At 45.9% G+C, this 27,000-nt stretch carries 19 protein-coding genes; 9 read left to right on the forward strand and 10 right to left on the reverse strand.

What is annotated here, in order from left to right; all coding sequences use genetic code 11:
* From GVN16_RS06875 to GVN16_RS06915, 9 genes are all read right to left on the reverse strand, one after another.
* A partial coding sequence (locus GVN16_RS06875) for a PKD-like domain-containing protein (RefSeq protein WP_166563135.1) occupies window positions 1-7,665 on the reverse strand: 7,665 nt, incomplete at its 3' end.
* A 384-nt stretch (window positions 7,666-8,049) separates the two neighbouring features.
* Window positions 8,050-9,003, reverse strand: a complete 954-nt coding sequence (locus GVN16_RS06880; RefSeq protein ID WP_166563136.1) for a PorV/PorQ family protein — start codon at window positions 9,001-9,003, stop codon at window positions 8,050-8,052.
* Window positions 8,960-9,661: a hypothetical protein gene (locus GVN16_RS06885; protein WP_166563137.1), complete on the reverse strand. Its 702-nt coding sequence runs from the start codon at window positions 9,659-9,661 to the stop codon at window positions 8,960-8,962. The genes GVN16_RS06880 and GVN16_RS06885 overlap by 44 nt, the downstream gene beginning before the upstream one ends.
* Window positions 9,662-9,684: 23 nt before the next feature.
* Window positions 9,685-10,431, reverse strand: coding sequence for an LVIVD repeat-containing protein (locus GVN16_RS06890; RefSeq protein ID WP_166563138.1), 747 nt, complete (start codon window positions 10,429-10,431; stop codon window positions 9,685-9,687).
* Between the two features lie 5 nt (window positions 10,432-10,436).
* A complete protein-coding gene (locus GVN16_RS06895) occupies window positions 10,437-10,967 on the reverse strand; it encodes a hypothetical protein (RefSeq protein WP_166563139.1) in 531 nt (176 codons plus the stop codon).
* Window positions 10,968-11,320: 353 nt separating this feature from the next.
* Entirely contained in the window at window positions 11,321-12,046 is a 726-nt protein-coding gene (bshB1, locus tag GVN16_RS06900) for a bacillithiol biosynthesis deacetylase BshB1 (protein ID WP_166563140.1), read from the reverse strand.
* Window position 12,047: 1 nt separating this feature from the next.
* Window positions 12,048-13,244, reverse strand: a complete 1,197-nt coding sequence (locus tag GVN16_RS06905) for a M23 family metallopeptidase (protein ID WP_166563141.1) — start codon at window positions 13,242-13,244, stop codon at window positions 12,048-12,050.
* Window positions 13,245-13,311: 67 nt separating this feature from the next.
* Window positions 13,312-14,247 carry a thioredoxin-disulfide reductase gene (gene trxB / locus GVN16_RS06910; RefSeq protein WP_166563142.1) on the reverse strand — a complete coding sequence of 312 codons (936 nt, stop codon included), beginning with the start codon at window positions 14,245-14,247 and terminating at the stop codon, window positions 13,312-13,314.
* A 240-nt stretch (window positions 14,248-14,487) separates the two neighbouring features.
* Window positions 14,488-16,371: an OmpA family protein gene (locus GVN16_RS06915; protein WP_166563143.1), complete on the reverse strand. Its 1,884-nt coding sequence runs from the start codon at window positions 16,369-16,371 to the stop codon at window positions 14,488-14,490.
* A 377-nt stretch (window positions 16,372-16,748) separates the two neighbouring features.
* Here GVN16_RS06915 and GVN16_RS06920 point away from each other — a divergent pair, with 377 nt between their 5' ends.
* The gene (locus tag GVN16_RS06920) at window positions 16,749-18,383 is read left to right on the forward strand and encodes a CotH kinase family protein (RefSeq protein WP_166563144.1); all 1,635 of its coding nucleotides are present in this window, start codon (window positions 16,749-16,751) and stop codon (window positions 18,381-18,383) included.
* On the opposite strand, the gene GVN16_RS06925 is transcribed toward GVN16_RS06920, so the two are convergent.
* Complete coding sequence (locus GVN16_RS06925; protein ID WP_166563145.1) at window positions 18,370-18,822, reverse strand: GNAT family N-acetyltransferase; 453 nt, start codon at window positions 18,820-18,822, stop codon at window positions 18,370-18,372. The two genes, GVN16_RS06920 and GVN16_RS06925, sit on opposite strands and share 14 nt — an antisense overlap.
* Before the next feature lie 107 nt (window positions 18,823-18,929).
* Here GVN16_RS06925 and GVN16_RS06930 point away from each other — a divergent pair, with 107 nt between their 5' ends.
* The 8 genes from GVN16_RS06930 (at window position 18,930) to GVN16_RS06965 (ending at window position 26,812) form a co-directional block, all read left to right on the forward strand.
* Window positions 18,930-19,619 (forward strand): TatD family hydrolase, encoded by a 690-nt coding sequence (locus GVN16_RS06930; RefSeq protein WP_166563146.1) that lies wholly within the window; start codon window positions 18,930-18,932, stop codon window positions 19,617-19,619.
* Between the two features lie 3 nt (window positions 19,620-19,622).
* Window positions 19,623-20,399, forward strand: coding sequence for a ThiF family adenylyltransferase (locus tag GVN16_RS06935; protein WP_166563147.1), 777 nt, complete (start codon window positions 19,623-19,625; stop codon window positions 20,397-20,399).
* 121 nt (window positions 20,400-20,520) lie between these two features.
* Window positions 20,521-21,921 (forward strand): ATP-dependent protease ATPase subunit HslU, encoded by a 1,401-nt coding sequence (gene hslU, locus GVN16_RS06940; RefSeq protein ID WP_166563148.1) that lies wholly within the window; start codon window positions 20,521-20,523, stop codon window positions 21,919-21,921.
* A gap of 115 nt (window positions 21,922-22,036) precedes the next feature.
* Window positions 22,037-23,020: an oxygenase MpaB family protein gene (locus tag GVN16_RS06945; protein WP_166563149.1), complete on the forward strand. Its 984-nt coding sequence runs from the start codon at window positions 22,037-22,039 to the stop codon at window positions 23,018-23,020.
* A 13-nt stretch (window positions 23,021-23,033) separates the two neighbouring features.
* Window positions 23,034-23,672 carry a TetR family transcriptional regulator C-terminal domain-containing protein gene (locus GVN16_RS06950; RefSeq protein ID WP_166563150.1) on the forward strand — a complete coding sequence of 213 codons (639 nt, stop codon included), beginning with the start codon at window positions 23,034-23,036 and terminating at the stop codon, window positions 23,670-23,672.
* Between the two features lie 12 nt (window positions 23,673-23,684).
* Window positions 23,685-25,022, forward strand: a complete 1,338-nt coding sequence (locus GVN16_RS06955; protein WP_166563151.1) for an AarF/ABC1/UbiB kinase family protein — start codon at window positions 23,685-23,687, stop codon at window positions 25,020-25,022.
* Between the two features lie 87 nt (window positions 25,023-25,109).
* Complete coding sequence (locus tag GVN16_RS06960; protein ID WP_229244088.1) at window positions 25,110-26,192, forward strand: aminotransferase class V-fold PLP-dependent enzyme; 1,083 nt, start codon at window positions 25,110-25,112, stop codon at window positions 26,190-26,192.
* Window positions 26,193-26,239: 47 nt separating this feature from the next.
* Window positions 26,240-26,812, forward strand: coding sequence for a MarC family protein (locus GVN16_RS06965; RefSeq protein WP_166563152.1), 573 nt, complete (start codon window positions 26,240-26,242; stop codon window positions 26,810-26,812).
* Window positions 26,813-27,000: the final 188 nt, after the last annotated feature.

The following is a 27,000-nucleotide window of genomic DNA, read 5'->3' on the forward strand; positions in this document are numbered from 1 at the left end:
AGTTGCTGTCAAGGTAACTGTTCCGCCGACACAAACTGTGGTTGAAGGAATGTTCACTGATACTGTTGGCTTGGCCACCACAGTTACCGTCGAACTTGACGAGTTAGCAGATCCGCAGCCAGAACCTGATGCTGTAACTACGACTCTGTAATATTTAACCCCGGCAGTAGCCGTTGAAACGTTCAGAGAAGTTCCTGTTTGTCCGGTGATATCTGTCCAGCTTGTATTATTGCTTGATTCCTGCCATTGATAAGTAACAGTTCCTGTTCCATTGGAAGCAGTTGCTGTCAATGTCATTGTTCCGCCCACGCAAACTGTGGTAGAAGGAATATCCACTGTCACCGTCGGTTTGGCCACCACAGTTACCGTCGAACTTGACGAGTTAGCTGAACCGCAGCCTGATCCTGAAGCTGTGATTACGACTCTGTAATATTTAACCCCGGCAGTAGCGGTTGAGACATTTAAAGTTGTCGTCGTTTGCCCGGCGATGTTAGTCCAGCTTGTGTTATTTGTTGATTCCTGCCACTGGTAAGTAAGGGTTCCGGTTCCGTTGGACGCAGTTGCTGTTAAAGTTACTGTTCCTCCCACGCAGACAGTGGAAGAAGGAATGTCTACGGTCACCGTCGGCTTGGCTACTACGGTCACTGTCGAACTGGCCGAATTAATTGTTCCACAACCCGACCCGTCGGCGGTTACCACTATTCTGTAATACTTTATGCCTGCTGCGGTGGTGGGTACGCTGAGAGAAAGCGAAGTTTGTCCCGCGATGTCTGTCCAGGTAGAATTGTTGGTCGATTCCTGCCATTTCTGAGTGATGTTCCCGGTACCATTGGATAGGGTCGCCGTCAGGGTTACTGTGCCACCTACACAAACGGTCTCACTGGCAGAATTTACACTTACAGTGGCTTTGGGAGCTACCGTAATGGTAAATGTTTGAGGGGTACCCGGACAGCCGTTGGCTGTCGGTGTTACGGTTATGGTGGCAGTTACAGGAATAGCCCCGCTATTTACAGCTGTAAAGGAAGCAATATTTCCTGTGCCGCTCGCCGCTAATCCTATAGATGGTTGGTTATTAGTCCATGAATAAGTAGTGCCTGACACACTTCCTGAAAAATTAACAGCATTGGTCGTTCCTGTTGAACACAAGGATTGGTTGGCAGGTTTAGCAACATCAGCAGTCGGATTAACGGTTATGGTAAATGTTTCAGAAGAAGAGGGACATCCGTTGGGGGTAACCGTAATCGTTGCAACAACCGGATCACTGCCGGTATTGACGCCTGTAAATGAAGCAATGTTTCCTGTTCCGCTGACTGCCAGACCAATGGAAGGCTGACTATTTGTCCAGCTGAATACCGTTCCCGCTATAGATCCGGTGAAATTGACGGCTGAGACCGTGCCTCCGTTGCAAATAACCTGATTTACCGGTTTGTTGACAGTCGGCAACGGTTTAACGATGACATCAAACGGGAATGTTGCCCCGTTACATCCGTTCGCTATAGGAGTAACAGTATATCTTACCACAGCGTTTGTCGTACCACTGTTAACTAAAGTCTGTGCAAACGGACCATCAACGGCTGTGGTTTGGTTACTTAACCCGGTAAGAGTACCGCCGGTAGGAGCAGTCTGTATCGCAGCTGTCCAGGTGTATTTCGTTCCGGTAATGCTTGTCGTCGGGGTGACACTGAATGTTTCACCTGAACAAATCGTAGTACCAGTCGCAGAGGCTACAGGTAATGGCTTAATCGTAATTTGTGTAGTTGCTGTGGTAGAACAACCGTTGGCGTCTGTTACGGTCACGGTGTAGGTTTTTGTAGCTGCAGGATTGGCCGTTACTGAGGCGGTGCTGCCCAGGGCGTCGCTCCAACTGTATGTGTAAGGAGATGTGCCTCCGCCGCCTGCAGCGGTCAGGGTACTGCTGCCTGTTCCTGCACATTTTTCAATAGGGGGCGTAATAGTGGACGTGATCTGCGGCACGGTCAGGGTGGCTTCTGCACTGGCTACTGAACAGGTAGCATCGTCGATGCTGGAAGCGGTGGTCGCTAATTTTAACCTGTATTTTTTTCCGCTCTGAGCATAAGTGAAAGGACCGGTGATAACCGTAGAAACCGTCATGTTACCAGCTGAGTAAGTTCCTGAAGTTACTGCGGAAATGTCTGTCCAGCTTGCTCCGTTGTTGCTGCTTTCCTGCCATTTGTAGTACACATATTCCTGGTAAGGGTCAGCTACTGTAGCGGTGATGGTTTTGCTGGCAGTGCCTACGCAAGCCACCACATTAGCATTCATGGTGATGTTCATCGGACATTTGCTCACTACGATATCGTCTATCACCCAGTCATTACCATCTCCACCGGGTGCGTTGTTCCGGATACTGAATACAGATGAAGTGATGTTTCCTGTAGTGAAAGAGAAACCGACCTGTTTCCAGCCATTGGTCGTAATATTTCCGGTAACATAGTAAACCACCCCGTCAATCAGAAACGAAAGATTGGGCTTGATGTCTTCATTCGGGATCAGGTTATAAATCCAGGCTGTAAAATTGTATTGTGTTTTAGGACAGAGATTTGAAATGCTTTTTTCGACCACAATATCCGGGTTGTGTGAAGCATTGACCACCATCATATAACCTCCTGTATCCCCGGTGGTATGATCCTGTGCTAATACGTCCCAGCCACCTGCTCCACCTGCTCCGCCGAAAGTTTTTCCGCCCGCTCCGTCGCAGTCAGTATTGTTGACAATCGTGTAAAAGCCGTCATTGGGGGCGTTACAGTTGTAAAGTGAATACCCGTACTGGGTTTCTGCACCGGTCAGTACCGGACCGTGTTTGGTAGATCCGCTTCCGAAATCACCGTTAGGGAATAAGTTAACGAGGTCAGTAGTAGTACATATCTGGTTTGAAATACACGGTGTTCCGCTGTTTCCGACGGTTATCATTCTTTCGCTGTAACAATACTGACCGCCTCTGATCACCCTTACATAATAAGTACCCGGCAATAAGTTAGGGATAGTCTGATTGGTAAGGGTTGAAACCGCCACATAAGTGGGGGTTCTGGATGAGATCCATGAAACCTGGTCTGTCGAAAGAACACCTGTAAGCCTGATAGAACCGTTGGCAACTTTGCAACCTGTGGCGTTGGTTACAGTTTGTCCTGTAAAAAAAGCAGTGGTTTTGGCTTCCAGTGTAATATTTACCGTACGGCAAATGATTTTCGAAGAATAATCTCTCAGGAAAACCAGGTAACTTCCAACTCCGAGAGCCGAATAAACCTTATAGCCCCTGAACCAGTTGATACCATCCATACTGGTTTCATAATTGGTGCCTCCGAACTCATCTACAGTAATATTTCCTGTTGCACTGGCACAATCTGTAGGGTTTAAAGGCCTTACGTCGATAATGCTGGTACAACGGTTGTCGCAATTGGAATTGATGATCACATTGGTGGTGGCGGTGTTGGTACAGCCATTGGCTCCGGTGGCAGTTACGGTGTAAGTTCCTCCTGAAGCGGTACTCGTAGCCAAACCTAAAGGATTCTGGTCATTGCTTGAAAACCCGCCGGCACTTGACCAGGAATAACCTGTCACTGCTGTGGGTGAATTGGTGGAGGTCGCAAAAAGTTTAAATAATGTACCTACACATTGGTTGATCGATGAGCTTGAATTACTGGTGTTGGTGGCGGATACCGTCGGTAAAGGCATGACAATCACCGTAGAGAATGCCGAAGTCACTGCATTACACCCAGCTCCTGACGGGGTAACAATCACTTTATAATATCTCGTATTGGCAGATCCTGTAGGAATAAGCAGGCTGCTTCCCGTAGCCCCGGAGATATTGGAATAACCTGACCCTGAAGTCGAGGATACCTGCCACTGGTAAGTAAACGGCCCTACGCCGTTATCAGTTAGTGCGTTCAGGTAATTTACGGAATTAAGGCAAATGCTGCTGCTTACGGGTGAAACCGTTACAGTTAACTGGGCAACTACGTTCAGCATAATAACTTCTGAATCCACAGCACCGCAATTGCTCGCCGGACCGGTTACCCTGAGTTTGTAATAATATCTCCCCGCGGTAGTAGTTGCCGGAGTATAGGTATCTGTTGTTCCGCCCGTGCCATTGCTTACATTAACCCACGGACCGGTTTCATTGGACGAAATCATCCATTGATAAGTTCCGGTGCCGGTCAGATTTAATGCTGTACCTGACAAGGTCGTGGAGCCGTTTACACAAACTGTTGCGTTTGTGATTGACACGTCGACAGAATGGGGCTGAACCACATTGATGTCGGCTGTTCCCGAATAAAAAACGCCGCAAACCGAAGCGTTGGCTTTAACTCTGTATTTATATGTTCCTAATGAATCATTGGTTGGGGAGTAAGTTGATCCTGTAGCAGAGCTCATATCTCTCCAGCTTACTCCTCCGTTGGAAGATTTTTGCCATTGATAAGTATAAGAGCCATTTGAACCACTCACTGAGGACGTAAGCAACTGTGTGCCGTTCAAACACAAGGTTGTGGCAGCAGGGGTAATGTTCATCGTTCCGGGATTGACCACCGTAAACAGATAAGCATTGGAAATGGCCTGTGTACAACCGGTGCCGCTCATGTTGGCGATCACCCTGTAATAAGTGGCCCCTGCAACGTTGGTAACCGGAGAATAGTTGACGGAGGTCTGTCCTGCAATATTGCTCCATATGAGGTTATCCGTTGAATTTTGCCATTGATAGGTGATGGCCCCCGCTCCGTTGGAAACACTGGCAGAAAATGTAGTGCTTTGATTTAAACAGATCTTATTGCTGGCCGATACTACTGAAGCGACAGGCGAGGTCAATACTTTTACGGTAAAAGAATTAGAATAGCCTATGTTACAGCTGGAGCTCGAATTGGTTACTTTTAATCTGTAGGTAACATTCCCTGCCGGAGCCAGCAATACGGTGTAAGAAGCACCGTTGGCTAAAAGAATATCGGTCCAGGTTCCGTTATTGTTGGTTTGCCACTGATAGTTAAAACTACTGCTGAGGTTGATCGCTGAGGTAAGGGTATAACCTCCAAGGGCACAAATCGTACTGTCAGGCGTGGTGATGGTTACCACGGGATTGGTTGAAGTGGTCACCACCACCTGGTTGCTGGCACTGCACCCGTTGGCAGAAGTAACTGTAAGGGTGTAAGTAGTGGTGGCAGCAGGGCTGACCGTCACAGAGGAGGTATTGCCCACGTTAGGACTCCAGGCATAGGTAAACGGGGCTGTCCCGTTCTGAGGGGTTCCTGAAATGGTTGTACTTGTTCCTGTGCAAATAGTCACATTCGGGCTCATGGTTACCCCCTGCAACGTCGTTCCTGCCACAAGCGTAACAGAAGGTATGGTGGTGACACAGGCTGTACCTGTGGCCCATCTGAGTCTGATGTTTTTTGTCCCCGCAGAAAGCCCCGTAGCCGTATAGCTTCCGGCTGCTGCTGTGGCGGTGTAAGGCCAGGTTGATCCGCCATCCAGACTGATCTGCATGTCATTGTCCGAACCGACAGGGTAGTTAAATGTTATTTTGCCATCACTGGCACCACACGAGGGATTAACGAATGTGGTAGTGGCTGCAGGAGAGTTGTCGATCTCGACATCAATGGTGAAAGTTGAGAAGCATGAGCCCCTGGTTACTTTTAATGTATATGTTCCGTCACTGGAAGAAGTAACATTGGTTATGGATGGATTCTGAGCTGTGGAGCTGAAGCCGTTTGGCCCTGTCCACAAATAGGAAATAGTACCAGATCCCCCTGAAACCGTTCCCGAGTTCAGCGTTAACGTCTGGCCTGTACATACCGGGCTGTTGCTTGAGGGTGTGGTAGTGATGGTTGAAGGAGCCGTGACGGTGATTGAACTTGTTACGGAACATCCGTATGAATCCTGGACGGTTACCGAATAACTGCCTGCTGCCAGGTTGGGAAACACGTTGGAGGTTTGAAATGCTCCTGTTCCGATTTTATACTGATAAACTGGGTCTGTCGCAGAAGTTCCTGAATAAGGCCTCAGTGCGGTGGCAGGGATCACTTCAGAGGGAGCAGTGGTGGCTTCACCAGGCTTGGACCAGCCTATGGCCAGGTTGTCGCCCCCGCCGCCTTCTTTATAAATAGCTTCAAAATAATAAACCTGTCCCGCTGTCAGTGTAATGGCTGCCGATTTCTGAGAAGTAAATTTATTCCATTCCCTGACTCCCGTATAGCCGTTTACTGAAGCCCTGAGTGTTTTATTGGCCGGACTGTTGGTGGTGCTGAGCCAGAATTCGCCGCTGTCGTCAGACGCAATCCAGAAATAATAAGTACCTGTGGTTTTTGGAACAATGTACCCGACAAGCCTCCCTCCGAAGTTATCTGCAACGTTTGAAGGGGTTTCTGCCAGGGTCAGGGCACTGGTATAAGAGGGCGAATTGGGATAGCTGGTGTTGGAAGTAAGGTCACTGACCGACGTTCCTGAAATATTGAACCATCCCTGCACGGTCACCGTTCCCGAACCTCCGAATCCGTTGGCTGCTGTGGCGGTAATACTTCCGTTAGAACCCCCCCCGCAAGTGGCATTGGTGGCTGCCAGAGAAAGGGTATTGGTGCAGGTAACGGCTGCATTGACCACCTGGATGACCTTGCTGGTCTGAACCGACAAATCGCCTTTAGAAATGGTTAAAGTGTATGTGCCTGAATTTACACCGGTAGCTCCGCTGATGGTCGGATTAACCGCCGTGCTATTGAACCCGTTCGGCCCGGACCAGGCATAACTGATCGCAGAACTTTCAAGGATTGATACATCATCCAGAGCGAACATGTTCCCGGCATCAATTCCCCGGGCATTATAAATACTGAAATCTACATTTCCTGTGGAAGTGGCAGTATAGGTGTGTGTCACCTGTGTCCAACTTCCGTATGCGACCGTGACGGTTGTCCCGAAATTAGCGTCATTGACAGACCATTTAAGTTGCGGTCTGTTGACATCCCGGATGGCCCTTGACCAAACAGACATGGTATATACATTGCCGGCTACAACAGGCAGGGTTGATTTCCAGACGATATGATTGGCTGTCGTTTTACCATCTCCCAACATCATTTTACCGACCCCGGAGGTCCGGTCTGTAAAGTGTGTTACGTCCGTACCGGTATAAAGGCTCTGGGAGTTTTCCGCAACTTTGTAGGTATATGCTGCCGGTGTCGTACTTGTAGTATAGGTCAGTGACGAGGTAAATCCGGTATTGCCATTGCTGAAATCACCGTTGACCACCATCTGGTTATAGACTTCAGGGAAATCTCCCGTTTCATCCAGTGTAATAGTGGAGCCTGTCGGGATGTTTGAGGAGGTAGTAATGCTGAAATTTGTGACTGCTTTAGTAACAATGTTGGAGTAACCCTCCCAGACGCCGCTCGTGCCGATCCTGGACTTTCTCCGGTAGTAGGTGGTTTGTGTAATGGCTGATGGTGAGTAAGATGCGGAGGTGGCCCCGCTGATATCTGTCCATGTACTTCCGTCTGTACTCTTTTCCCAGAGATAATAAACAGTGCCTCCCGTTCCGGTGGCAGATGAAACCGAGGTAATGGTACTTGGTGTATATCCTGCATTGGCTGCCTGGTTTCCGCTTATCTGCCCGGTGTAGTTGATCGGTAAAAGTTTCGGAGCGGCGGTGGTATACAAAGACAATATCATTAACAGAATGATGCTCAGATCACTTCTTCTGCTAATGGTTTTCTTAAAGGGATTGATTAATATTTTTAGTAAAAATGACACCTATCTTTGTACATTCTTTTGGATTGCTCTCGTAATTACCTGTGGCTTAGTGAGAACCGGACCGGGTATTAGTGACGTACCCGGGCTTCTACAAATAATCAAAGGTGCAGTCGCAAATGTTATGCCAAAGGGCAGGGTATATTAATTTATATCTTCGTCAATATTGGACTTTTCAGAAATATGGCTTGCTTTAATCACTTTTTCTGTCTCTTTTTATAAGATTTGACGAAACAGAAGAAGTTATGGATAATAAACGAAATACCTTAATAAATAAACGCAATTAATTTACTGATAATCAGAGGGTTATAATTTGTAAGCCAGAGAAAATACGGTTTGATTTTTGAGTAGAGGGTTGGCGGCGTTTGAAATACCCAGAGAAGCTCTTTTAAAGTCGATGGTCAGTCCTACACCGTACCCCGAAAAAATATGGCTTTCATTACTGTTTAAGGACCTGCCGAAGTTGTTACTCACGGTCAGGTAAATGTTCTCTCTGAACAATATATCGGCTCCCAAAGCCAGGTGACTGAATGCCTTTCGGCCACTTGTTAATTTTTCCTTATTTTCTGATGACCAGTCACTTAACTGATCCAGGACAATGTGGAACCTCGCCGGCATAAACTGGGGCTTGATGCTCATGCCTACCAGAAGGTTGAAGGGCAGTTGGTTTTCAATAAAAGGGCTCCTGCTCAGACTGAAGCCGATATTTCTGGCTACCAGGCTTAAGTGTATTCCTTTCTCCGGAATCATATACGTACCGCCGCAGTCCAGGGCTACAGCTGAGGACCAGTATCCGGCAAAAAGCGAATTGACCAGCCTCAGATTAGCTCCGAAACTGATTCTTTCGATGCTTTTAGCCACCCCGATACCCAGATCATAGTTGCCTACGCTGAATTGCCCGGTTACATTACCGATATCGTCGGTCTGAACGAATTTTCCGAAATTCAGGGCCCTGGCAAAAACGCCTGCAGTATAGCTTTTCTTTCCGGGCAATACGTAGGAAAGCGAATTGTAATGGCCTGAGAAATAAGGTGAATACGATACTGAAAGCTGATTTTCCAGTGTGCTGTCAAGCAGGGCCGGGTTCTGAAGAAAACTGAGGCCGTCACGTTTCGAATAAGAAATCAGGTTTCCGCCCGCTGCATTGGCGTGGGCTGAGGGAGCCACTTCCGTAAAGGCAAACGGACTCTGGGCCATGCCACAGGAAATAGCAAGACTAAAGCAGATAACCCAGTTTAAAGCCAATCGTGGCACTGACATACGGTGTCGTTTGATTTGCGGGAGCGAAAGTTGCAAAAGTACGCATTGGGCTCCGGCCAAGAAAATCATCAGACCTTTTATTCTGATAATTGTACCGGTTATCAACGACCCTGAACCCCAAACCAATATGCACATCCATTAAAAGCCTGCGTTTTTTTTCTACAAAGCTGTCCAGGACATAAAATTGCCTTCCGAATTTGAAGTGACTTCCTCCGACGGTTTTACGGACTATCCCGTCGACATATTCCCAGTATTGCGGTGCACCGTTGATGGGTTCACGGCCAATGTTGATTTCTTCTTTCTTAAAAACGGTTTTGTAGAACAATTCCACGCCTATATAAGAGCCTTCAGGAAGGGTAGAAAGGCTGCGGCTGCTGTATTTCCTGTATTCTGTCCTGGCTTTGATGACATGAAAACCTCTTAACTCATTGTTGGTCTGCCCCATCAGCAGGTTAAAGTCCGTGTTGCCATACCCGGCTTCCAGCTGAAAAGATTTGTCTTTCCTGAAAAACTGCTCGTAAGCCACATTAAAGCTGTTGTCAAAATCAAACAGGGAAAGCGGATTGGTTTTAAGGACACGGATCCGGGTGCTGTCTCCATGAGCGACGGCGTTTGTAAAGCACAAAATGGAAATGAAAACGATGGATATATATTTCATGTATGTGATATTAGAAACAGGGATTATTTTGAAACCGGAATTTTGCTGTACAATTCAAAATTCCCTTTCTGATCAAAACCGTACTGGTAAATGCCGTCTTCTCCGGTGATGATCAGGGATTCTTCCAGCGGGATGACGTCAAATGACTTGATATCATACTTGAAATCAATCATTTTCAGGTCGGCCGGATTGGTTCTGTCAAAGATCTTGAACCCGCTTGCTCCTTCGCACAGGAAGAGGTATTTAGCGGTTACCCCCAATCCATGAGGATTGAGCATAGGGTAGGAGACAAGGAACTGCGGAGAGGCCAGCTGGGCAATGTTAAGCACATCCAGCTGATTTTGTCCGCGGGTGCAGGGGGTGCCTTTGCGGAGGGTAACATAGGCATAGTCACCGGCAGCCACCACAGGGTCACAGCTCGCAAAGTGCTGATAAACAGACACCTGGTTCGGTTTAGAAGGCGTAGAAAGTCCAAAGATGTACATGCCTGTCCTCGTACCCACCAGCAGGTGGTTTTTGAACGGGAAGATGGTTTCGGCAAAAGCATTGATCTTCACTTCTCCGCTTGGAATCGGGTCAGTAGGATTGGAGATGTTAAAACTCTTCAGATTATTGCTGTTGACGATGTACAGGTAGTCATTGGTGATGGTAAACCTGGCCAGCGAGCCTCCGGTACCGGCTGTCGGCGTGTTTGACTCTCCTTTAAAAGAAAAATCACCTTTGCAGGCCACCGCCGAGCAGGCTATCCATAGTAATATTAGTTTTTTCATTGGTTTCAGCGGTAACATTTAGGGTTTTCAAGTTCAACAAACTCCCAGCTTACCACATAGCCTTTGGTGGAATCCGGACATTCAAATTTTACGTTCTCGTACGGCGGATACTTGGGATATGGCAAAACGCCTTCAATCCTCTTGAGTATCTTGATGCTTTTGGGATCAGAGATGTCGATGGCCACGAGGTCTAGGCCGTTGTCAGCGTAAATGATATGGCCTTTGATGGCCATGTCTATGTTGCCGGGAATGTTGATAAATCGTTCTGCTTTGGGGTTTTTCTGATCAAAATTATTGATCACGTGGATACCTGCATTTGGCTCTATGACATACAGATAACCATCTTTTACGTATATTTTACCTGATTGCCTGATCGGCCTTGCGTCTGTCAGCGATACCTTGCGGATGGTCTCATAAGAGCTGTATATGGGCTTATAACCCATTACTTTACCTTCATAATCCTTGCCTTCTTCAGTATAGCAGGCATTGAGGAGGATAACGGAAAGTAATATGAAAAGTATGGAAATTTTTTTCATCTGGTTTACTTTGGTTTCAAACATGTCCGGGACTAATCGTAAGACTCAACTGATGGTTCAAAGGTTGGAATGCTTTATGCAATTTAATAACTTTTGGCGATGTAACGCGGTGTTGTTTACAGCGGGCCGGGGGATTTTTGTTATTTGGGAATCAAATACGGATTCCAACGGGGTCAAATGTTGGTTTTGTAGCCGGGAAACCGGCTATCCGGTCAATTCCGCCGTGATGAGTCGAACACAGCTCCATTCCTTCAGGTTCATTCTGATATTTCCATAAAGCAAAAAGGTAATATTGAACAACCATATTATTCCTGGTCATTCAATATTACCTCTTCATTTTCTTTGATTTTTTATCAGATCACGTCAAAAAGATCCGAGACCGGAAGCATTTTTGATTTGGTAAAGCCTTCTCCGTATTTAACACCGATTTTGTGGCCCATTTCCTGGGAACGGGATTCTATAAAGCCCAGAAAATCAGGGGTTGTCAGGTAACTTTCAGGCTCGTTACTGTCCGGGTCATAAAACTGGCTCCTGAACGCCCTGATAGCGGCCTCTTTAACCGGCCAGTAAGGGGTAATGTCGATAACAAAATCAGGTTCAATGTACCTGTCCTGGATATAATGAAAAACAGATTTTGGTCTCCAGGCAGCCTGACTTTCTCCTGACTCATCAAAAGTATGGATCATCCTCAGGCCTGAAAGAAAACAAGCCTGATCGGTCAGATCAGAAGCCTTGCCATGATCCGGATGACGGTCTTCGATGGCGTTGGCTATCACGATATCCGGCTGGTATTTACGGATGATTTCCACGAGTTTAAGCTGATGGTCTTCATCGTTTTTGAAAAAACCATCCCTGAATTTCATGTTGTCACGACTCGACAATTGCAGGATTTCTGCCGCTGCGGCCGATTCCCGAAGTCTTATTTCTGCGGTTCCGCGGGTTCCCAGTTCACCCTGGGTAAAATCCACGATCCCGACTTTTTTTCCCATGGCAATATGCCTGGCGATGGTTCCGGCGACACTCAGCTCTGCATCATCAGGGTGAGCGGCCATGACCAGAATGTCTAATTTTAGGGACATATTATTTGACTCTGAGCCTGAGCCCGACGTATAATTTTTTGTAAGAACTGATTTTATTCAGACGGCAGATTTCAGAAATGGAAGTACCGTATTTTCTGGCAATTTCTGTAAGATTCTGACCGGATTTGACACGGTGCCATACTTTTTTCTCCACATATTTGGGAGCTTCCTCTTCTTCTTCACCTTCGTCAAATTCGGCCTGATTAGGGTCTGTAGTAGCGACCGGTCTTGAAGCACCGCCTCTCAGGTAGTCATAAACCTTGGAAGTCAGTATAAATTCCTGGAACTTGATCTGGGCCTTATCGTTGTTTTTGAAGTCGTAGATATTTTCCGCATCAAAAGGGTTGCCTTCATAACGGGTCTCAAAATGCAGGTGTGATCCTGAGCTCCTTCCGGTGTTTCCGCCTTTCCCGATCTCATCACCGGCTTTTACGATGGTATTGGGTTCAAAATTGATTTTGGACAGGTGACCATAAAGGGTCTCCAGACCATTATAATGCCTGATCATGACGGTTCTCCCGAAACCTGAATGAGATCCTGAGATCCTCACGATCCCGTCAAAAGCGGCATAGACAGGGTCACCTGTTTCCAGGTCAATGTCCGTTCCCTTGTGCCATCTTCTCCATCTCCATCCGAAATGTGAGGTCAGTCTGGTTTTATCCAACGGAGAAGCCCAGTTACGGCCTTCCGAAATATCATACAATTTAAGATTCACGACATCTTCAAATTCCTTTGGATTGATACCGTAGGGATTGATCGACCGGGTATCCCAGACAGAAAAGTAACTGGCAATTTTCACCATCTCGTCACTTCCCTGGAACTGAGCCTCTTCCTCAATTTCGACAATGGTCAGTTCACCTTCGTCAATAGAAGAAGTATCTTCATGAATCGTCTTGTTCAGTTGCTTGATCGGCTCTATTTTGATGACGTCGCCACCTTTGGCATTCGGATCGGTTTTACCATTGCCCTGAACCTTTTGATTTTGATTTTCAAAACTGTTGGCAAATCTCAGTTTAGGTTCTTCTTCAAAAGTAAAATCGAATTCACTTTTGGCTTCACCGGTACTTTTCTGATCTTTACTGTTGGTTTTTCCTGCCGGAATTTTCGGGGTTTTCACAATCTTCCCTTTTTCTTTCTGAGCCCATGCTCCTGTTCCTACACACCCTACGAGGCAGAAAATCAAGATTAAGTTTTTCATCAATAGTAAGTGATTAAATGTTTGATGACTTCATAAATGTATAAAATTATCCGGAAAATTTCCGGATTTATTCCTGTTCAGCCAGATATCTTTCCGCATCCAGGGCGGCCATACAGCCTGTTCCTGCAGCGGTAATCGCCTGACGGTAGATTTTGTCCTGGGCATCGCCGCTGGCAAAAACACCTTCAATGTTGGTTTTGGTACTTCCTTTCTCTACAATAATATAACCCGCCTCATCCAGCTCAAGGAAATCTTTGAAAATACCGGTGTTAGGTTCGTGACCGATCGCCACAAAAAATCCGGTTACCGGAATGATCGTTTCTTCACCACTTACCGTATTTTTAACCTTCACACTGTCTACCCCGTGTTCACCCAGAACCTCTACGGTTTCTGTATTGAACATGATTTCAATGTTTGGTGTATGCATTACTCTCTTCTGCATGATCACAGAAGCCCTGAATTCATCTCTTCTGACCAGCATCGTCACTTTTCTGCAAAGTTTCGACAAGTAGTGAGCTTCCTCACAGGCAGTATCTCCGGCACCTACGATGGCCACGTCCTGACCTCTGTAGAAGAAACCGTCACACACAGCACAGGCTGAAACCCCCATACCGTTAAGTCTCTGCTCTGAAGGCAATCCCAGCCATTTGGCTGAGGCACCTGTCGAAATGATCACCACTTTAGCCGTAATTTCATGCTTTTCGTCGATGATCACCTTGTGGCTCAATGGTGTTGAAAAATCAACACCCGTAGCCATGCCATATCTGTTATCCAAACCGAATCTTTCGGCCTGTTTTCTTAAGTCTTCCATCATTTCAGGGCCCTGAATACCATCAGGATAACCCGGAAAGTTCTCTACATCGTTGGTGATTGTTAATTGTCCGCCCGGTTGTCCTCCCTGGTACATAACCGGGGTTAAACCTGCTCTTGCTGCGTAAATTGCAGCTGTGTAACCTGCTGGTCCTGAACCTAATATCAATACCTCTACTTGTTCCTGTGTCATTTTATAAATTCTCTGTTTCTTTATATAATCAAATTTCGAGGCACAAAGTTCGTCAAAAACAAGCTCTAAACCAAAGATATGACAAAGTCCTGCCCTACAATTCGATATTTGAAGCTGGCGGGCTTTTCAGAGATATAGTTTTAACGGAAAAAGTAAAAGAAAATTTTAGAGACTCCTTGAATTAGTGCAATTTGCCGGAGAACGGAAAAAGGAAAAGGAAGAAATCCAGGGGAAATAAAATCACAGGAATTTCAGCTCTATGCGGCGGTTGAGCTGACGGTTTTCTTCCGAATCGTTTTTAACCAGGGGTTTGGTTTCTCCAAAACCTGTGGCAATGAGGCGTTCTGCCCCTACGCCCTTGGTTTGCAGGTATTTAATCACCGACTGGGCCCTCATCCTCGATAGGTTCAGGTTGTCGGTCTCATTCCCGATGTCGTCGGTATGTCCTGAGATTTCGATTTTGACTGAAGCATTCTTTTTGAGCAGCTCGGTCAGTTTTTCCAGTTCAGGAATCGATTCATCTCTCAATACAGAAGAGCCACTGTCAAAAAAGATATTGTTGAGGACTTCCGTCAGTTCTTTTTCAATCTTGTCAAGTTCCACATTCAGCAGCTTACCTTCCCAGTCTTCGTCTTTGGAAAACTTAAATCTCAGGCTTTTGAACAGATAATCAGGAGTGGACACATATATGCCGTATTCACCCTCACTTGGCAAAACAGCCATGTAATCACCGGTTACCGGATCAGACAAAAACGTAGAGACTTTTTCGTTGGTTTTCAGGTTAACCAGCTCTATATTGGAATAAAGCGGCTTCTGGGTCTTTCTATCTGTGATATAACCTTTGAGATAATGAATTTTATTGATCTGGACAGACAGTTGCTCCGGGATCGAAAATTCAAATAATTTCACGCTACCTGTTTTGTCTACCGAATAATAAGCCTTTTTACCGTCGGCTGTGACAAAAAGGGCCAGTTCATCATCCGCAGTATTGATCGGGTAGCCCAGGTTAACAGGCTCTCCGATGACGTCTTTCTGGGTGGTAGCCAGGTAGATGTCAAATTTTCCCATGCCTTCCCGGCCGTTGGAAGAGAAAAAGAAGGAGTAGCCGTTGGCATGAATGAACGGGGAAACCTCATCCTGGCTGGTATTGATTTTCGGGCCGAGGTTCACAGAGGTTTTCCAGGTGCCGTCGGGTTTTAACTCACTCATCCAGATGTCTTTACGGCCAAATCCTCCGGGTCTTTCTGAGGCAAAATACAGTTTATTGCCGTCCGACGAAAGGCTGGGCTGGGAATCCCAGCTTCTGGAATTGACCGCCGGACCCAGGTTAGTCGGGGTAGACCAGCTGTCACCGGTTCTCCGGGTGATAAAAAGATCGCAACTTCCGAGCGACTCCCTGCCTTCGCAGGACGTGAACACCATGATTTTCCCGTCTGCCGAAATGGTACACGTCCCTTCATTATAAGGCGTATTGATCTGTTCTGAGATGCTTTTGGGCGATACCCAGCCTTCTTTTTTGAGTTCTGAGTAATAAATATTCTCATCGGTCTGCTCGTCGCGGGCTGTAAAAAAAATGGTACTGTTATCAGCCGTGAACACCGGGAAATACTGCTTTGATTTGAAATTAAGCACTTCAGGCAGCACCTGCGGCTTGATATTCAGCGGATTGGCAATAGCCTGAATCCCGAATTCACAGGTTCTTAGCTGCCTCGTAAGTTGCTGATAAACAATGGAATTCTTATTCGTATTCTGCAGTGAAACGTTGAGATATTTTTTTGCCTTTTCAAACTCATGGTTTTCAAGGGCCCTGGAACCCAGATAGGTGAATGCCAGGGTGTAAGCTTTATTGGCAGAGTCTTTTTCGATGACTCTCCTGTAATAATGGCTGGCATTGGCCACATCTCTTTTAGATTCATAAATCTGACCCATCCTGAAATACACTTCGGTGATGGAAGAATCCTTTCCCAGGTATTTTTTGAAATTATCCAGGGCTGAATCATAGTCGCGGTTCATGAAATCAGCCTTCCCTTTTTCAAATAAAGCAAGGGCTTTTTTATCCTGGGCCATCAGCGAACCGGACAGAAACAGGACAGCAAAAAAGAAAATGACGCTTTTGTTTATCATGTGTAAAAGGACCGTAATCCATCAACGTTCAAAATTTGCATTTATTTTTGGTAAAAGCTATTAGCTGTTTACAGATTTTGATTTGAGATGATATTGCCACGTCGTGCGTATCCTCTCAAATAAAGAAGCCCGGGCCGCGTTCCCGGTAAGCTCTGAAGACAACGGGCAAGGAGCGGAGATGATGGCAGATTTGATTTTTAAAGACATAAACCATAAAGCTAATGGCTGACAGCTATTAAGGTAAAAAACGAAGATTTAAGCATAAAGGCTCTTCCATGTTGGCATGGTGGAATTTAAATAGTACAAGAAAATAAAGTTAAAAGCCAAAAAAATAGGCCGCTTTTAAGCTATCTTTATTTACCTTCGCAAAAAAGATCATGATGTCGAATAAAACGCTTGCCCTGATGGTATTTCTGCTGAGTACGGTGTCGTCCTATGCTCAGTTAGACAGTACAAATCTGCCGATCTTCATCCTGGATACCCAGGGGCAAGCCATCATTGATGATCCCAAAACCATGACCAGGCTGAAGGTAATCCACAACAAAAACGGTAAATACAATAAGCCTGGAGATGCCCCGAATGAGTATGACGGCTTTGCCGGATTTGAATACAGAGGTTCCAGTTCCCAGGATTTTCCGAAAAAACCTTTCGGATTTGAACTTTGGGATGAACGGGAGAATGACATAAAAGCGGGGTTTTTCGGCATGCCCAAAGAAAGCGACTGGATCTTATACCCTTCCTACAATGAGAAAAGCCTGATGCACAATACCCTGACCATGCGGATTGCCCGTAAAATGGGCATGTATGCCAGCAGGACGCAGTATGTGGAGGTGATCGTAAACGGCTCTTATGAAGGGGTTTATGTCCTGATGGAAAAAATAAAGAGAGACAAAGACCGCGTCAATATCGCCAAACTGGAGCCAACTTCGACTTCAGGGGATGATCTTACCGGCGGCTATATCATCAAAATCGATAAAAACACGGGCACAAACCTCGGGACCTGGGAGTCTAAATATCCCAATCCGGGTAATGTCAGGAATTTCTCGGCCTTCTTTTATGAAGCCCCGAAAGAAATCACCGAATTGCAAAAGACTTACATCCGCGATTATGTCGGCAAGTTTGAGGACGTCATGTTTTCCAAAGATTTTGCAGACCCCACAGCCGGTTATGCCAAGTACATTGATGTGAAATCTTTTTATATGATGTTTATTCTCAATGAGTTTTCAAAAAATGTGGATGGTTACAGGATCAGCACTTTCCTGTATAAAGATAAAGACAGCAAAGGCGGGAAACTGACCATGGGCCCGCCATGGGACTATGACATTGCCTATGGAAATGCGGAATATTGTGAGGGCTGGAGAAGCGAGCTTTTTGCTTTCCGTTACAATGATATTTGCCCCAAAGACACCTGGCTGGTGCCTTTCTGGTGGGAAAGACTGATCTCCGATCCGGTATTTGTGGGACAGATGAGGGCTGAATACTTCAAACTTCGCGAATCCGGCGGTATCCTGGATTATGCTTCGATAGTAAAGGAAATTGATCAGATGGCGGCCGAAATCAATGAGGCACAGAAGAGAAATTTTAAAAAATGGCCAGTTCTCGGTAAATACACCTGGCCGAGTCCGCAACCGGTTCCGGCCACCTGGGAGCTGGAAGTAAAGGAACTAAAAGACTGGATTCAGGCAAGACTGACCTGGCTGGACAAAAACCTCCCGGCACAATACACCGCTTTGGAAAACTCTTCACCAAAAGTGGATCTTAAGGCTTATCCCAACCCGTTCCTGGATACCATCAGCCTGAGATTTACTTCAGAAAAAGAAGGGAACGCCCCGTTGGAGTTTTTCGATCTGCAGGGTAAAATGATCTTTAAAAAAGACCTGGACGTAAAACCGGGGGATAACCTCTTCAACATTGAAGTGCCTGAAAGCTTTGAACTCAATGGCCCTCATATACTCAAATTGACTACACCTGAAGGAGAAACTGTGACCAAAAAGCTGGTCAAAGGGTCATGATCTTGTGGTCAATCCCGTCTTCAACGTAATCATAGCCCGTGCTTTTGAAGCCGAAACCGTTGTAGAATTTTTCGAGATAGGCTTGTGCCCCGATCTTGATGGTTTTCGGACCGAACAATTCGAGCGTCTTCTGAATCGAATATTCCATCAGTTGTTTGCCGTAACCAAGCCCCCGGGCGTCTGGGTCAGATACCACCCTGCCGATAGACAGGAAGCCTTCATAAGAGATATTTTCATCAAAAATACGCGTGTATGCGGTTATTTTACCTTCTTCATCATAGCCCAGGCAGTGCATTGCATACTGATCTTTACCGTCAGCATCTAGGAAAGGGCAGTTTTGTTCCACAATAAAAACCCGCTGCCGGAGGGCCAGTACCTCGTATAATTCCTGCAGGGAAAGCTCCTGGAATGACTTGCAGACAAAATGAAGATCGGACATGATGATGTTGTTTAAAGAAAACAGGACTGTAATCTGAGCCTGATTTGAATTGTAAGCCTTTAAAGTATACAGAAATCTTAATCTGACTCATTAAAAATATTAATTTTGTGTCAAATTCAGAATCTGAAAACATGATTATTGATATACATTCCCATCAGAGGGATCATGCTGCGAATATAAAAAAACATTTCAACATTATAATTCCGCAGGAAGAAACTGAAGACATTGAGCTTGATGCAGCCACTGTTTATTCGGCGGGGATACATCCCTGGTACATTGCAGAAACCGGTTTTAAGGACCAGTTGGGCTGGCTGAGGCAGCTGGCTAAAGATGACCGGGTCAGGATGATCGGGGAGTGCGGCATAGACAAGCTCAAAGGGCCGTCACTTGGTATCCAGGAAGAGGTTTTCATCAGGCAGATCAGGATAGCGGAGGAATTTCGCAAGCCGGTCATTGTCCATTGCGTGAGGGCTTTTAATGAGATGATATCCATCAAAAAGGTGGTCAGACCCAAGGTGCCGGTGATCATTCACGGCTATCAGAAAAAGCCGGAATTGGGTTTACAGCTGATCGAAAAAGGCTTTTATCTATCGTTGGGAGCAGATTTACTCCGGGATGAAAGCCAGGCCGGACAGCTTCTAAAACAAATGGACCTGTCGAAGCTATTTCTTGAAACAGATGACAGCGAAGCAGATATTGTTTCCATTTACCGGAAAGCATCAGAGATTTTAGCGATGCCACTGCACGAACTGGAGGAATTGATTTATGAAAATTATTTGGGATTATATATTGAATAGAAAATGAGCGATTTGAAGTGGCTCTCCAGAACGGAGCTGTTGATCGGAAACGAAAAAATAAACAAATTACAGCAATCCCACGTCCTGATTGTAGGTTTGGGAGGCGTGGGTTCATTTGCTGCAGAATACATCTGCAGGTCAGGGGTAGGGCAAATGACGATCGTAGACGGCGACGTGGTGGATCCTACCAACCGTAACCGCCAGCTACCTGCCCTGGCTACTACCCACGGCGTTTCAAAAGCGGGTTGGATGGCTGAGCGTTTGCTGTCTATTAACCCTGACTTGAAGCTGAAGGTTGTCAACGAATTCCTCAGCCCGGAAAAGTGCGAGGAAATTTTACAGGAGGAATACGATTATGTGATGGATTGTATTGACAGCATCACACCCAAACTGACCCTGATATCGACCGCTTACCGTTTGAATAAAAAAATAGTGAGTTCAATGGGAGCGGGCGGAAAAATGGACCCTACCAAGGTTAAAGTAGCTGATCTGTATGATACTTATGAATGTAAACTGGCCCAGTACATAAGGAAAAGAGCTAAAAAAGAAGGCATTTCTGCCGGAGTATATGCTGTTTTCTCCACTGAAGAAATGGACAAAAATTCTTTGATCATGACCGACGGGAGCAATTTCAAACAATCAGCCTACGGAACAATCTCTTATTTGCCTGCCACATTCGGCGGGGTGGCGGCTTCGGTGGTCATCAGGGACCTGACGGGCTACCCGATTGATCTTGAAAAAAGGCCGAAAGTGATCCGTAAGAAAATGAAAAAGAAATAAGTTGATCCGGTTTAAATTACCGGTACCGGATTCTGCATAAAAAAAGTCCGGTATTGGTGATTATATGATTCAAATTAGGTTTTTTTGTAATCCTTTAAATTAAGAACATCCAGTTAACATAATGAAAACCAAAATAGAAAATCTAACGCCGGGAGAAATCGTCACAGAACTTGATAAATACATAATCGGACAGGCCGATGCCAAAAAGAATGTGGCCATCGCTCTTCGTAACAGGTGGAGGCGGATGAACGCCAGACCTGAAATGCAGCAGGAAATTATACCTAATAATATATTGATGATCGGTTCTACAGGTGTGGGTAAGACAGAGATTGCCCGCAGGCTGGCCAAAATCGCGGATGCCCCCTTTACCAAAGTAGAAGCTTCGAAATTTACAGAGGTAGGCTATGTAGGAAGAGATGTGGAGAGTATGGTGAGAGACCTGGTAGAGCAATCCGTTAACATGGTAAAAACCTCTAAAAAAGAGGAAGTGAGAATAAAAGCGGCAGAAGCAGTAGAAGAGAAAATCCTTTCTATCCTGATTCCTCCTGTAACAGGAAGCAAAAGCCACTCCAGAAAACTGAGTGATGATGATAATGAAGAGTCTGCCGATATACCGGCTTCAGACGAGGCCCTGAATGAAAAAACACGGGAGGCTTTCAGGGAAAAACTCAAAAAAGGAGAACTGGATCAGCGTAAAATAGAAATCGACATCCAGTCATCGGGCGTATCGCCCATCGGTGTGATGGGAGGGCCTATTGACGATCTTTCGATGATGAACATCCAGGAGATGATCGGGGGGATGATGCCGAGGAACAATAAGAAAAGAAAAGTAACCATAGCTGAGGCCAGGAAGATATTGATGGAAGAAGAGTCTGCCAAGCTCATTGACATGGATGAGGTGAAAGAAGAAGCCATCTGGAAAGCTGAAAACCTGGGGATGATCTTTATTGATGAAATCGACAAGATTGCTTCTTCAGGCGGAAAATCCGGTCCGGATGTGAGCAGGGAAGGGGTTCAGCGTGATTTGCTCCCGATTGTGGAAGGATCAACCGTCAACACCAAACATGGTTCCATCAAAACCGACCACATCCTTTTCATAGCTGCCGGAGCTTTTCATGTATCTAAACCATCGGACCTGATTCCTGAACTCCAGGGACGTTTCCCGATCCGTGTGGAACTGGAATCCCTGACGGAAGAAAACTTCTACCAGATATTAAAAACACCGAAAAACGCCCTTACCAAGCAATATATTGCTATGCTGGAGTCTGAAGGGGTAGAGCTTGAATTTAAGGAGGAAGCCCTTAAAGAACTGGCTTCGCTGGCTTTTGAGGCTAACCTGGAAGTGGAAAACATCGGTGCCAGAAGGCTGCAAACCGTCATGAGCCATTTATTGAATGATATTCTTTTTGATGTACCTGACCGTATCCAGACCGGGACGAAGATTGTGGTAGACAGGGAGATGGTGCTTGAAAGACTGTCCGGCCTTATCAAAAACAAAGATCTGAGCCAGTACATTTTATAATATTACAGGGTTCCGGATCTTTTCCGGAACTCTTCTTCATTAAGCTGCCCGTTTTCAGAACAATTTAGCCAAAGCGATTGTTGGTTAATTAAAGAAAATTCTGAAAACAAGGCTCATGACTTCCGATCAATATTCTTCTCAAAAACTGGATGGCTTGCGGCTTGTGGGTGACCCGTCCGCTGATCTGGTCGTGGAGCAACTACTGGCTAAAAACGGACAGGCCTATGCCAGGGAAATGATGAAAAAGCTGGTCGATTTCAGAGACGATCATTTCTTCAGCGAAGATCCGGTCCTGAAAGACTTTTATACTCAGAATGCCCGCATTCCCGGATTTCTGAACAGGAAGGACATCATCAGGGCGACTGATTTTTATACCAGGTATCAGAGAGAAATCGGGGTTATTCTCGGATGTTATTCCCTGCCGTACTGCTACCTCGCCGAAGACGGAGCCAGGGTGCTGCAAATATCCGGAAGGATCAAAAACGATACTTACAACCGACTGAAAGAAACCGGGCATTTTCTCAGGAATGTCATGAAGGTGGACGCCTGGGAAAACGGCAGCATTTTTCAGATTCTGCTCAAAATACGCCTTTTACATGCCGTCAGCCGATATTTTACCCTTCTCTCCGGTCGCTGGAACATGGACTGGGGTTATCCGGTCAACCAGGAAGACATGGCAGGAACTAATCTCTCTTTCTCATTTATTGTCGTTAAGGGCCTGATAAAACTCGGTATTCAACCCGATTCTGTACAGGAGAATGCCTATTTACTGACCTGGAGCGGCATAGGTCAGATCATGGGTATAGAGCCGGGTTTACTGGTGAATACTTACAAGGAAGCGTATCACCTGGATAAGGCGATTGCCTTGCGGCATTTCAGAAAGTCAGAAGTGGGGGTGGAGTTGACGGATGCCCTGATGAACTGTTATGCAACCATCGCCGACAGTGAACTGGTGGCCGGACTATTCCGGAGTCAGTCCAGGCTGCTCCTCGGAGAAAAATATGCAGACCTGCTCGGAATTCCCAAAGCACGCATCTCTGTTCCTGTATTAAACCTTTTCAATAAGACTTCATCTTTTTTTACCAATATTTACGCTTAAAATTGTTAATCCGATGGCTCACAAAATCAAAGAAAAATACATTGCTTATATCCTCGAAAACGGCACCGAGCCTGAATCCATCTATAAGTTTGCGAAATCCCTTAAAATAAAGGAGGAAGAATTTTACGAAAATTATAATTCGTTTAAACAGATTCAGAACGACATCTGGAAGGATTATTTTACCGAAACCATCAGCCTGATTCAGAAAGAGGAAGTTTACGCAGGGTATTCTGTGAGGGAAAAGCTCCTGGCTTTCTTTTATACGCTGATAGAAACCCTCAAATCATCCCGGAGTTTTGTGCTGAAAAGTTATGAAACACTGGATCAGCCCCTGAACCTGAAGTCCAACCCTGTTCTGGCCGATGCCAAACAGGTATTTATAGAATTTGCAGGCGACCTGATGATGGAAGGACGCGAAACGAGGGAAGTGGAATCCAGACCGATTCCCCAGATTGCCCAGAAATACCCTGACCTGATGTGGACGCTGTGTCTCAGTATCATTGACTTCTGGATCAAGGACTACAGCAAACTGTTTGAGAAAACAGATACCCTGATTGAAAAATCAGTGAACACCGCCATGGACTGGATCGGCCGTAACCCGCTGGATTCTCTTCTGGACTTAGGTAAGTTTTTATTTCAAAACAGAAAATAACCCCCACAGCTCATGAAATCACAGGAAAGTATCCCGGTATCCAAGGTGGCCCGTGCCACCCAGTTTGTCAAGGCCACCGCCCAGGTAGGAGGAAACTACATCAAACATTATAGCAAGAAGCTGATCGATCCTTCTCTGACCAAAGATCAGCTGCACCAGGAAAATGCGACCGATGTTTACAACGCCCTGTCGAAGCTGAAAGGCAGTGCCCTCAAAATGGCCCAGATGATGAGTATGGACAAAAACCTGTTGCCAAGGGCTTATACAGAAAAATTTGCCATGTCTCAGTATTCCGCTCCGCCTTTGTCGGCTCCTTTGGTGCTGAAAACCTTCAAGGCCGCTTTCGGAAAGTCTCCGGCAGATATCTTTGATTCCTTTTCTTTTGAAGCCAGCAATGCCGCTTCTATCGGACAGGTGCACCAGGCCTATAAAGACGGTAAGAAGCTGGCTGTCAAAATCCAGTATCCCGGTGTGGCTTCCAGCATCAGTTCCGACCTTAAAATGGCCCGTCCGCTGGCTGTCCAGTTGCTGAATCTTAATGACGCTGAAATTGACCGCTACTTTGAAGAAGTGGAGACCAAGCTGCTCGAGGAAGCCGATTATGTGCTGGAACTGAACCGCTCTATAGAACTTACCAAAGCTTCGTCGGTCATTAAAGATTTGTTTTTCCCGACTTATTACCCTGAATATTCTGCCGATAAGATCATCACGATGGACTGGATCGACGGCATGCATTTGAAAGAGTTCCTGCAGACCAACCCCTCACAGGAAGTCAGAGACCGGATCGGACAGGCTTTGTGGGACTTTTATAACCATCAGATCCATGTTTTGCAGCAGGTACACGCAGACCCGCACCCGGGCAATTTTCTTTTCACGCCGGAAGGTAATCTGGGCATTATAGATTTCGGATGTATCAAGGTCATTCCGGATCATTTTTACAGAAATTACTTCTCACTCATCAACCACGATACACTCAAAGACCGCGAGGCCATGAATAAGGTCTTTACGGAACTTGAATTTATCCTGAAAGAAGATTCGCCCGAATTACAGGTATTTTTCTTTGACCTGTTTTACAAGATGATCGAGATACTGGGCCGTCCGTTTGCCTCGGAAACCTTCGATTTCGGGCAGGATGCCTATGTGGATGAGGTATATGGCTATTTTGAATATGTTTCCAACGTCAAAGAGCTGAAACAGGCCAATGCCGCCAGGGGCTCACAGCACGGATTGTATGTCAACAGGACTTATTTCGGACTTTATACCTTGCTGAATGACCTGAAAGCCAATATCCGAACCACCAAACCGGACTGGCTGAGGTCGGAAGAGGAGCTGGAAAGGCTGAAATCATAAAGTAGGGGCGGGGCTGCAATCCCTCGCATAGTTTTATTAGTTTTGCGGAGGTTCCCGGTCTGACGGGACCATTAAACAGACCAGCATTTGAAATCGTTAAGTTTTTATCCGGGGCCGTCGAAAGTTTATCCAGAGATTGAAGCATTCATGAATGAAGCCTTTGAAGACGGCATTCTGGAGCAGAATCACCGGAGTGAAGCTTTCATGGCTTTGCTGAAAGATACCCTGGATACCCTCAAAAAAAGACTTGACATTCCTGAAGATTACCATGTGTTTTTTACCTCTTCTGCCACCGAATGCTGGGAGATATCTACCCAGTCGCTGATCAGGGGTAAGGCTCAGTTTCTTTACAGCGGGGCTTTCGGTAAAAAATGGTTCAAATATGCCGTAACCAATCCCCAAATCAATCCTACCGAGAAATATCCGAAGCCGGTACTGAGGGGTTCCCGTTTTTTTGAAGACCAGGAAGCGGCCACTGTCGAAATTGATCCTGAAAATGATCTGTTGTGCCTCGTCGACAATGAAACCTCCAACGGCACCCAGATCAATACAGAAAACCTGGAAAAATTAAGAAGGCTCAATCCCAGTGCTGTACTGATGGTGGATGCCACCTCGTCTTTTGGTGGTGTAGCCCACGATTTTGCCCTGGCCGACGTCTGGTTTGCTTCTGTGCAGAAATGCCTGGGAATGCCCTCCGGCATGAGCATTATGCTGGTTTCACCTAAGGCCATTGCCCTGGCCAGGGAGGTCAATGAGCGGAATCACTACAACAGCCTGCTCAATATCCTGGAGAATTTTGATCAGTATCAGACCCATTATACCCCCAACATACTCAGTATTTTCTTACTGAAAAGACTGAATCATATTTTGCCCTCTATCGGGGAGATAGACAAGAAAACCAAAGCCCGTGCTGCGGATTTTTATGCATTTATAAAAAACGAAACGACCTTTGACCTGGTAGTCAGTAACGAAAATACCCGTTCTGATACGGTTTTTGCCATAAAGTCAGATCCTGAGCAACTGAAGGTGCTGAAAGGCAAAGCTAAGGAGCAGGGCATTATCCTGGGCAACGGGTATGGGGAATGGAAAGAAAATTCATTCCGGATTGCTAATTTTCCGGCCATTACCGATGAGGATTTTGACAGGCTCAAAAACGTGCTTCGTTCATAAAATTTGTTTAAATTTGTCTTATCACTATCTCTAAAACCCCCGGAATCATGCATTTTGATATCAAAGAAATATTTTCAGTTACGCTGATCCTCTTTTCCATTATCGATATTCTGGGATCCATTCCCATTATCCTGAACCTGAGGAAAAAACTGGGACACATCCATGCCGAACGCACCACGATTGTTTCGGGAGGACTGATGTTCGGATACCTGTTTTTGGGAACCGGAATCCTTAAGCTCTTTGGGGTGGATATCAAGTCATTTGCGGTAGCCGGGGCCATCATTTTGTTGCTGATCGGCTTTGAAATGATCCTGGGGCGTGAGATTTTCAAACACAATGAATCTACCAAAGGCAAAGCCAGTTCTATCGTTCCACTGGCCTTCCCGATCATTGCCGGGGCCGGCACAATGACTTCCCTGCTTTCTCTAAAAGCCGCCTACTACCAGGAAAACATCATCATCGGCATCATCATTAACCTCGTTCTGATTTACACGGTACTGAAATCATCCGCCTGGCTCGAAAGAAAAATCAGTCCGGGTACCATTGAAGTGCTGCAGAAAGTTTTCGGCTTGATTCTCCTTGCCATTGCCATTAAACTGATCAAGACTAACCTGGTCTGAAGGGAGTGTTGAATGATAGAATGGAGAATGACAGAATGCCTGCCCGACCTGGGCTTTGCTTGTGCAGTAGTGAATGGTCGCAATGACGAAGCGTATTTGTAGAGACCTTGCATGCAACGTCTGATGACAAACAAGATGGGAATTCATTTCTCATGAAAACTGAACCGGAAGAAATCCCAGCCATAAAA

Source organism: Emticicia sp. CRIBPO (genome assembly GCF_009905725.1).
In the GTDB taxonomy this organism is placed as follows: Bacteria; Bacteroidota; Bacteroidia; order Cytophagales; family Spirosomataceae; genus Leadbetterella.

Excerpts from the sequence above, each read along its gene's own strand:
- GVN16_RS06885 (WP_166563137.1), bottom strand. The coding sequence starts at position 9,661 with ATGAAATATATATCCATCGTTTTCATTTCCATTTTGTGCTTTACAAAC.
- GVN16_RS06945 (WP_166563149.1), top strand. The coding sequence starts at position 22,037 with ATGACTTCCGATCAATATTCTTCTCAAAAACTGGATGGCTTGCGGCTT.
- bshB1 (WP_166563140.1), bottom strand. The coding sequence starts at position 12,046 with ATGTCCCTAAAATTAGACATTCTGGTCATGGCCGCTCACCCTGATGAT.
- GVN16_RS06890 (WP_166563138.1), bottom strand. The coding sequence starts at position 10,431 with ATGAAAAAACTAATATTACTATGGATAGCCTGCTCGGCGGTGGCCTGC.
- GVN16_RS06965 (WP_166563152.1), top strand. The coding sequence starts at position 26,240 with ATGCATTTTGATATCAAAGAAATATTTTCAGTTACGCTGATCCTCTTT.
- GVN16_RS06905 (WP_166563141.1), bottom strand. The coding sequence starts at position 13,244 with ATGAAAAACTTAATCTTGATTTTCTGCCTCGTAGGGTGTGTAGGAACA.
- hslU (WP_166563148.1), top strand. The coding sequence starts at position 20,521 with ATGAAAACCAAAATAGAAAATCTAACGCCGGGAGAAATCGTCACAGAA.
- trxB (WP_166563142.1), bottom strand. The coding sequence starts at position 14,247 with ATGACACAGGAACAAGTAGAGGTATTGATATTAGGTTCAGGACCAGCA.
- GVN16_RS06935 (WP_166563147.1), top strand. The coding sequence starts at position 19,623 with ATGAGCGATTTGAAGTGGCTCTCCAGAACGGAGCTGTTGATCGGAAAC.
- GVN16_RS06950 (WP_166563150.1), top strand. The coding sequence starts at position 23,034 with ATGGCTCACAAAATCAAAGAAAAATACATTGCTTATATCCTCGAAAAC.
- GVN16_RS06880 (WP_166563136.1), bottom strand. The coding sequence starts at position 9,003 with ATGTCAGTGCCACGATTGGCTTTAAACTGGGTTATCTGCTTTAGTCTT.
- GVN16_RS06915 (WP_166563143.1), bottom strand. The coding sequence starts at position 16,371 with ATGATAAACAAAAGCGTCATTTTCTTTTTTGCTGTCCTGTTTCTGTCC.
- GVN16_RS06895 (WP_166563139.1), bottom strand. The coding sequence starts at position 10,967 with ATGAAAAAAATTTCCATACTTTTCATATTACTTTCCGTTATCCTCCTC.
- GVN16_RS06925 (WP_166563145.1), bottom strand. The coding sequence starts at position 18,822 with ATGTCCGATCTTCATTTTGTCTGCAAGTCATTCCAGGAGCTTTCCCTG.
- GVN16_RS06920 (WP_166563144.1), top strand. The coding sequence starts at position 16,749 with ATGATGTCGAATAAAACGCTTGCCCTGATGGTATTTCTGCTGAGTACG.
- GVN16_RS06955 (WP_166563151.1), top strand. The coding sequence starts at position 23,685 with ATGAAATCACAGGAAAGTATCCCGGTATCCAAGGTGGCCCGTGCCACC.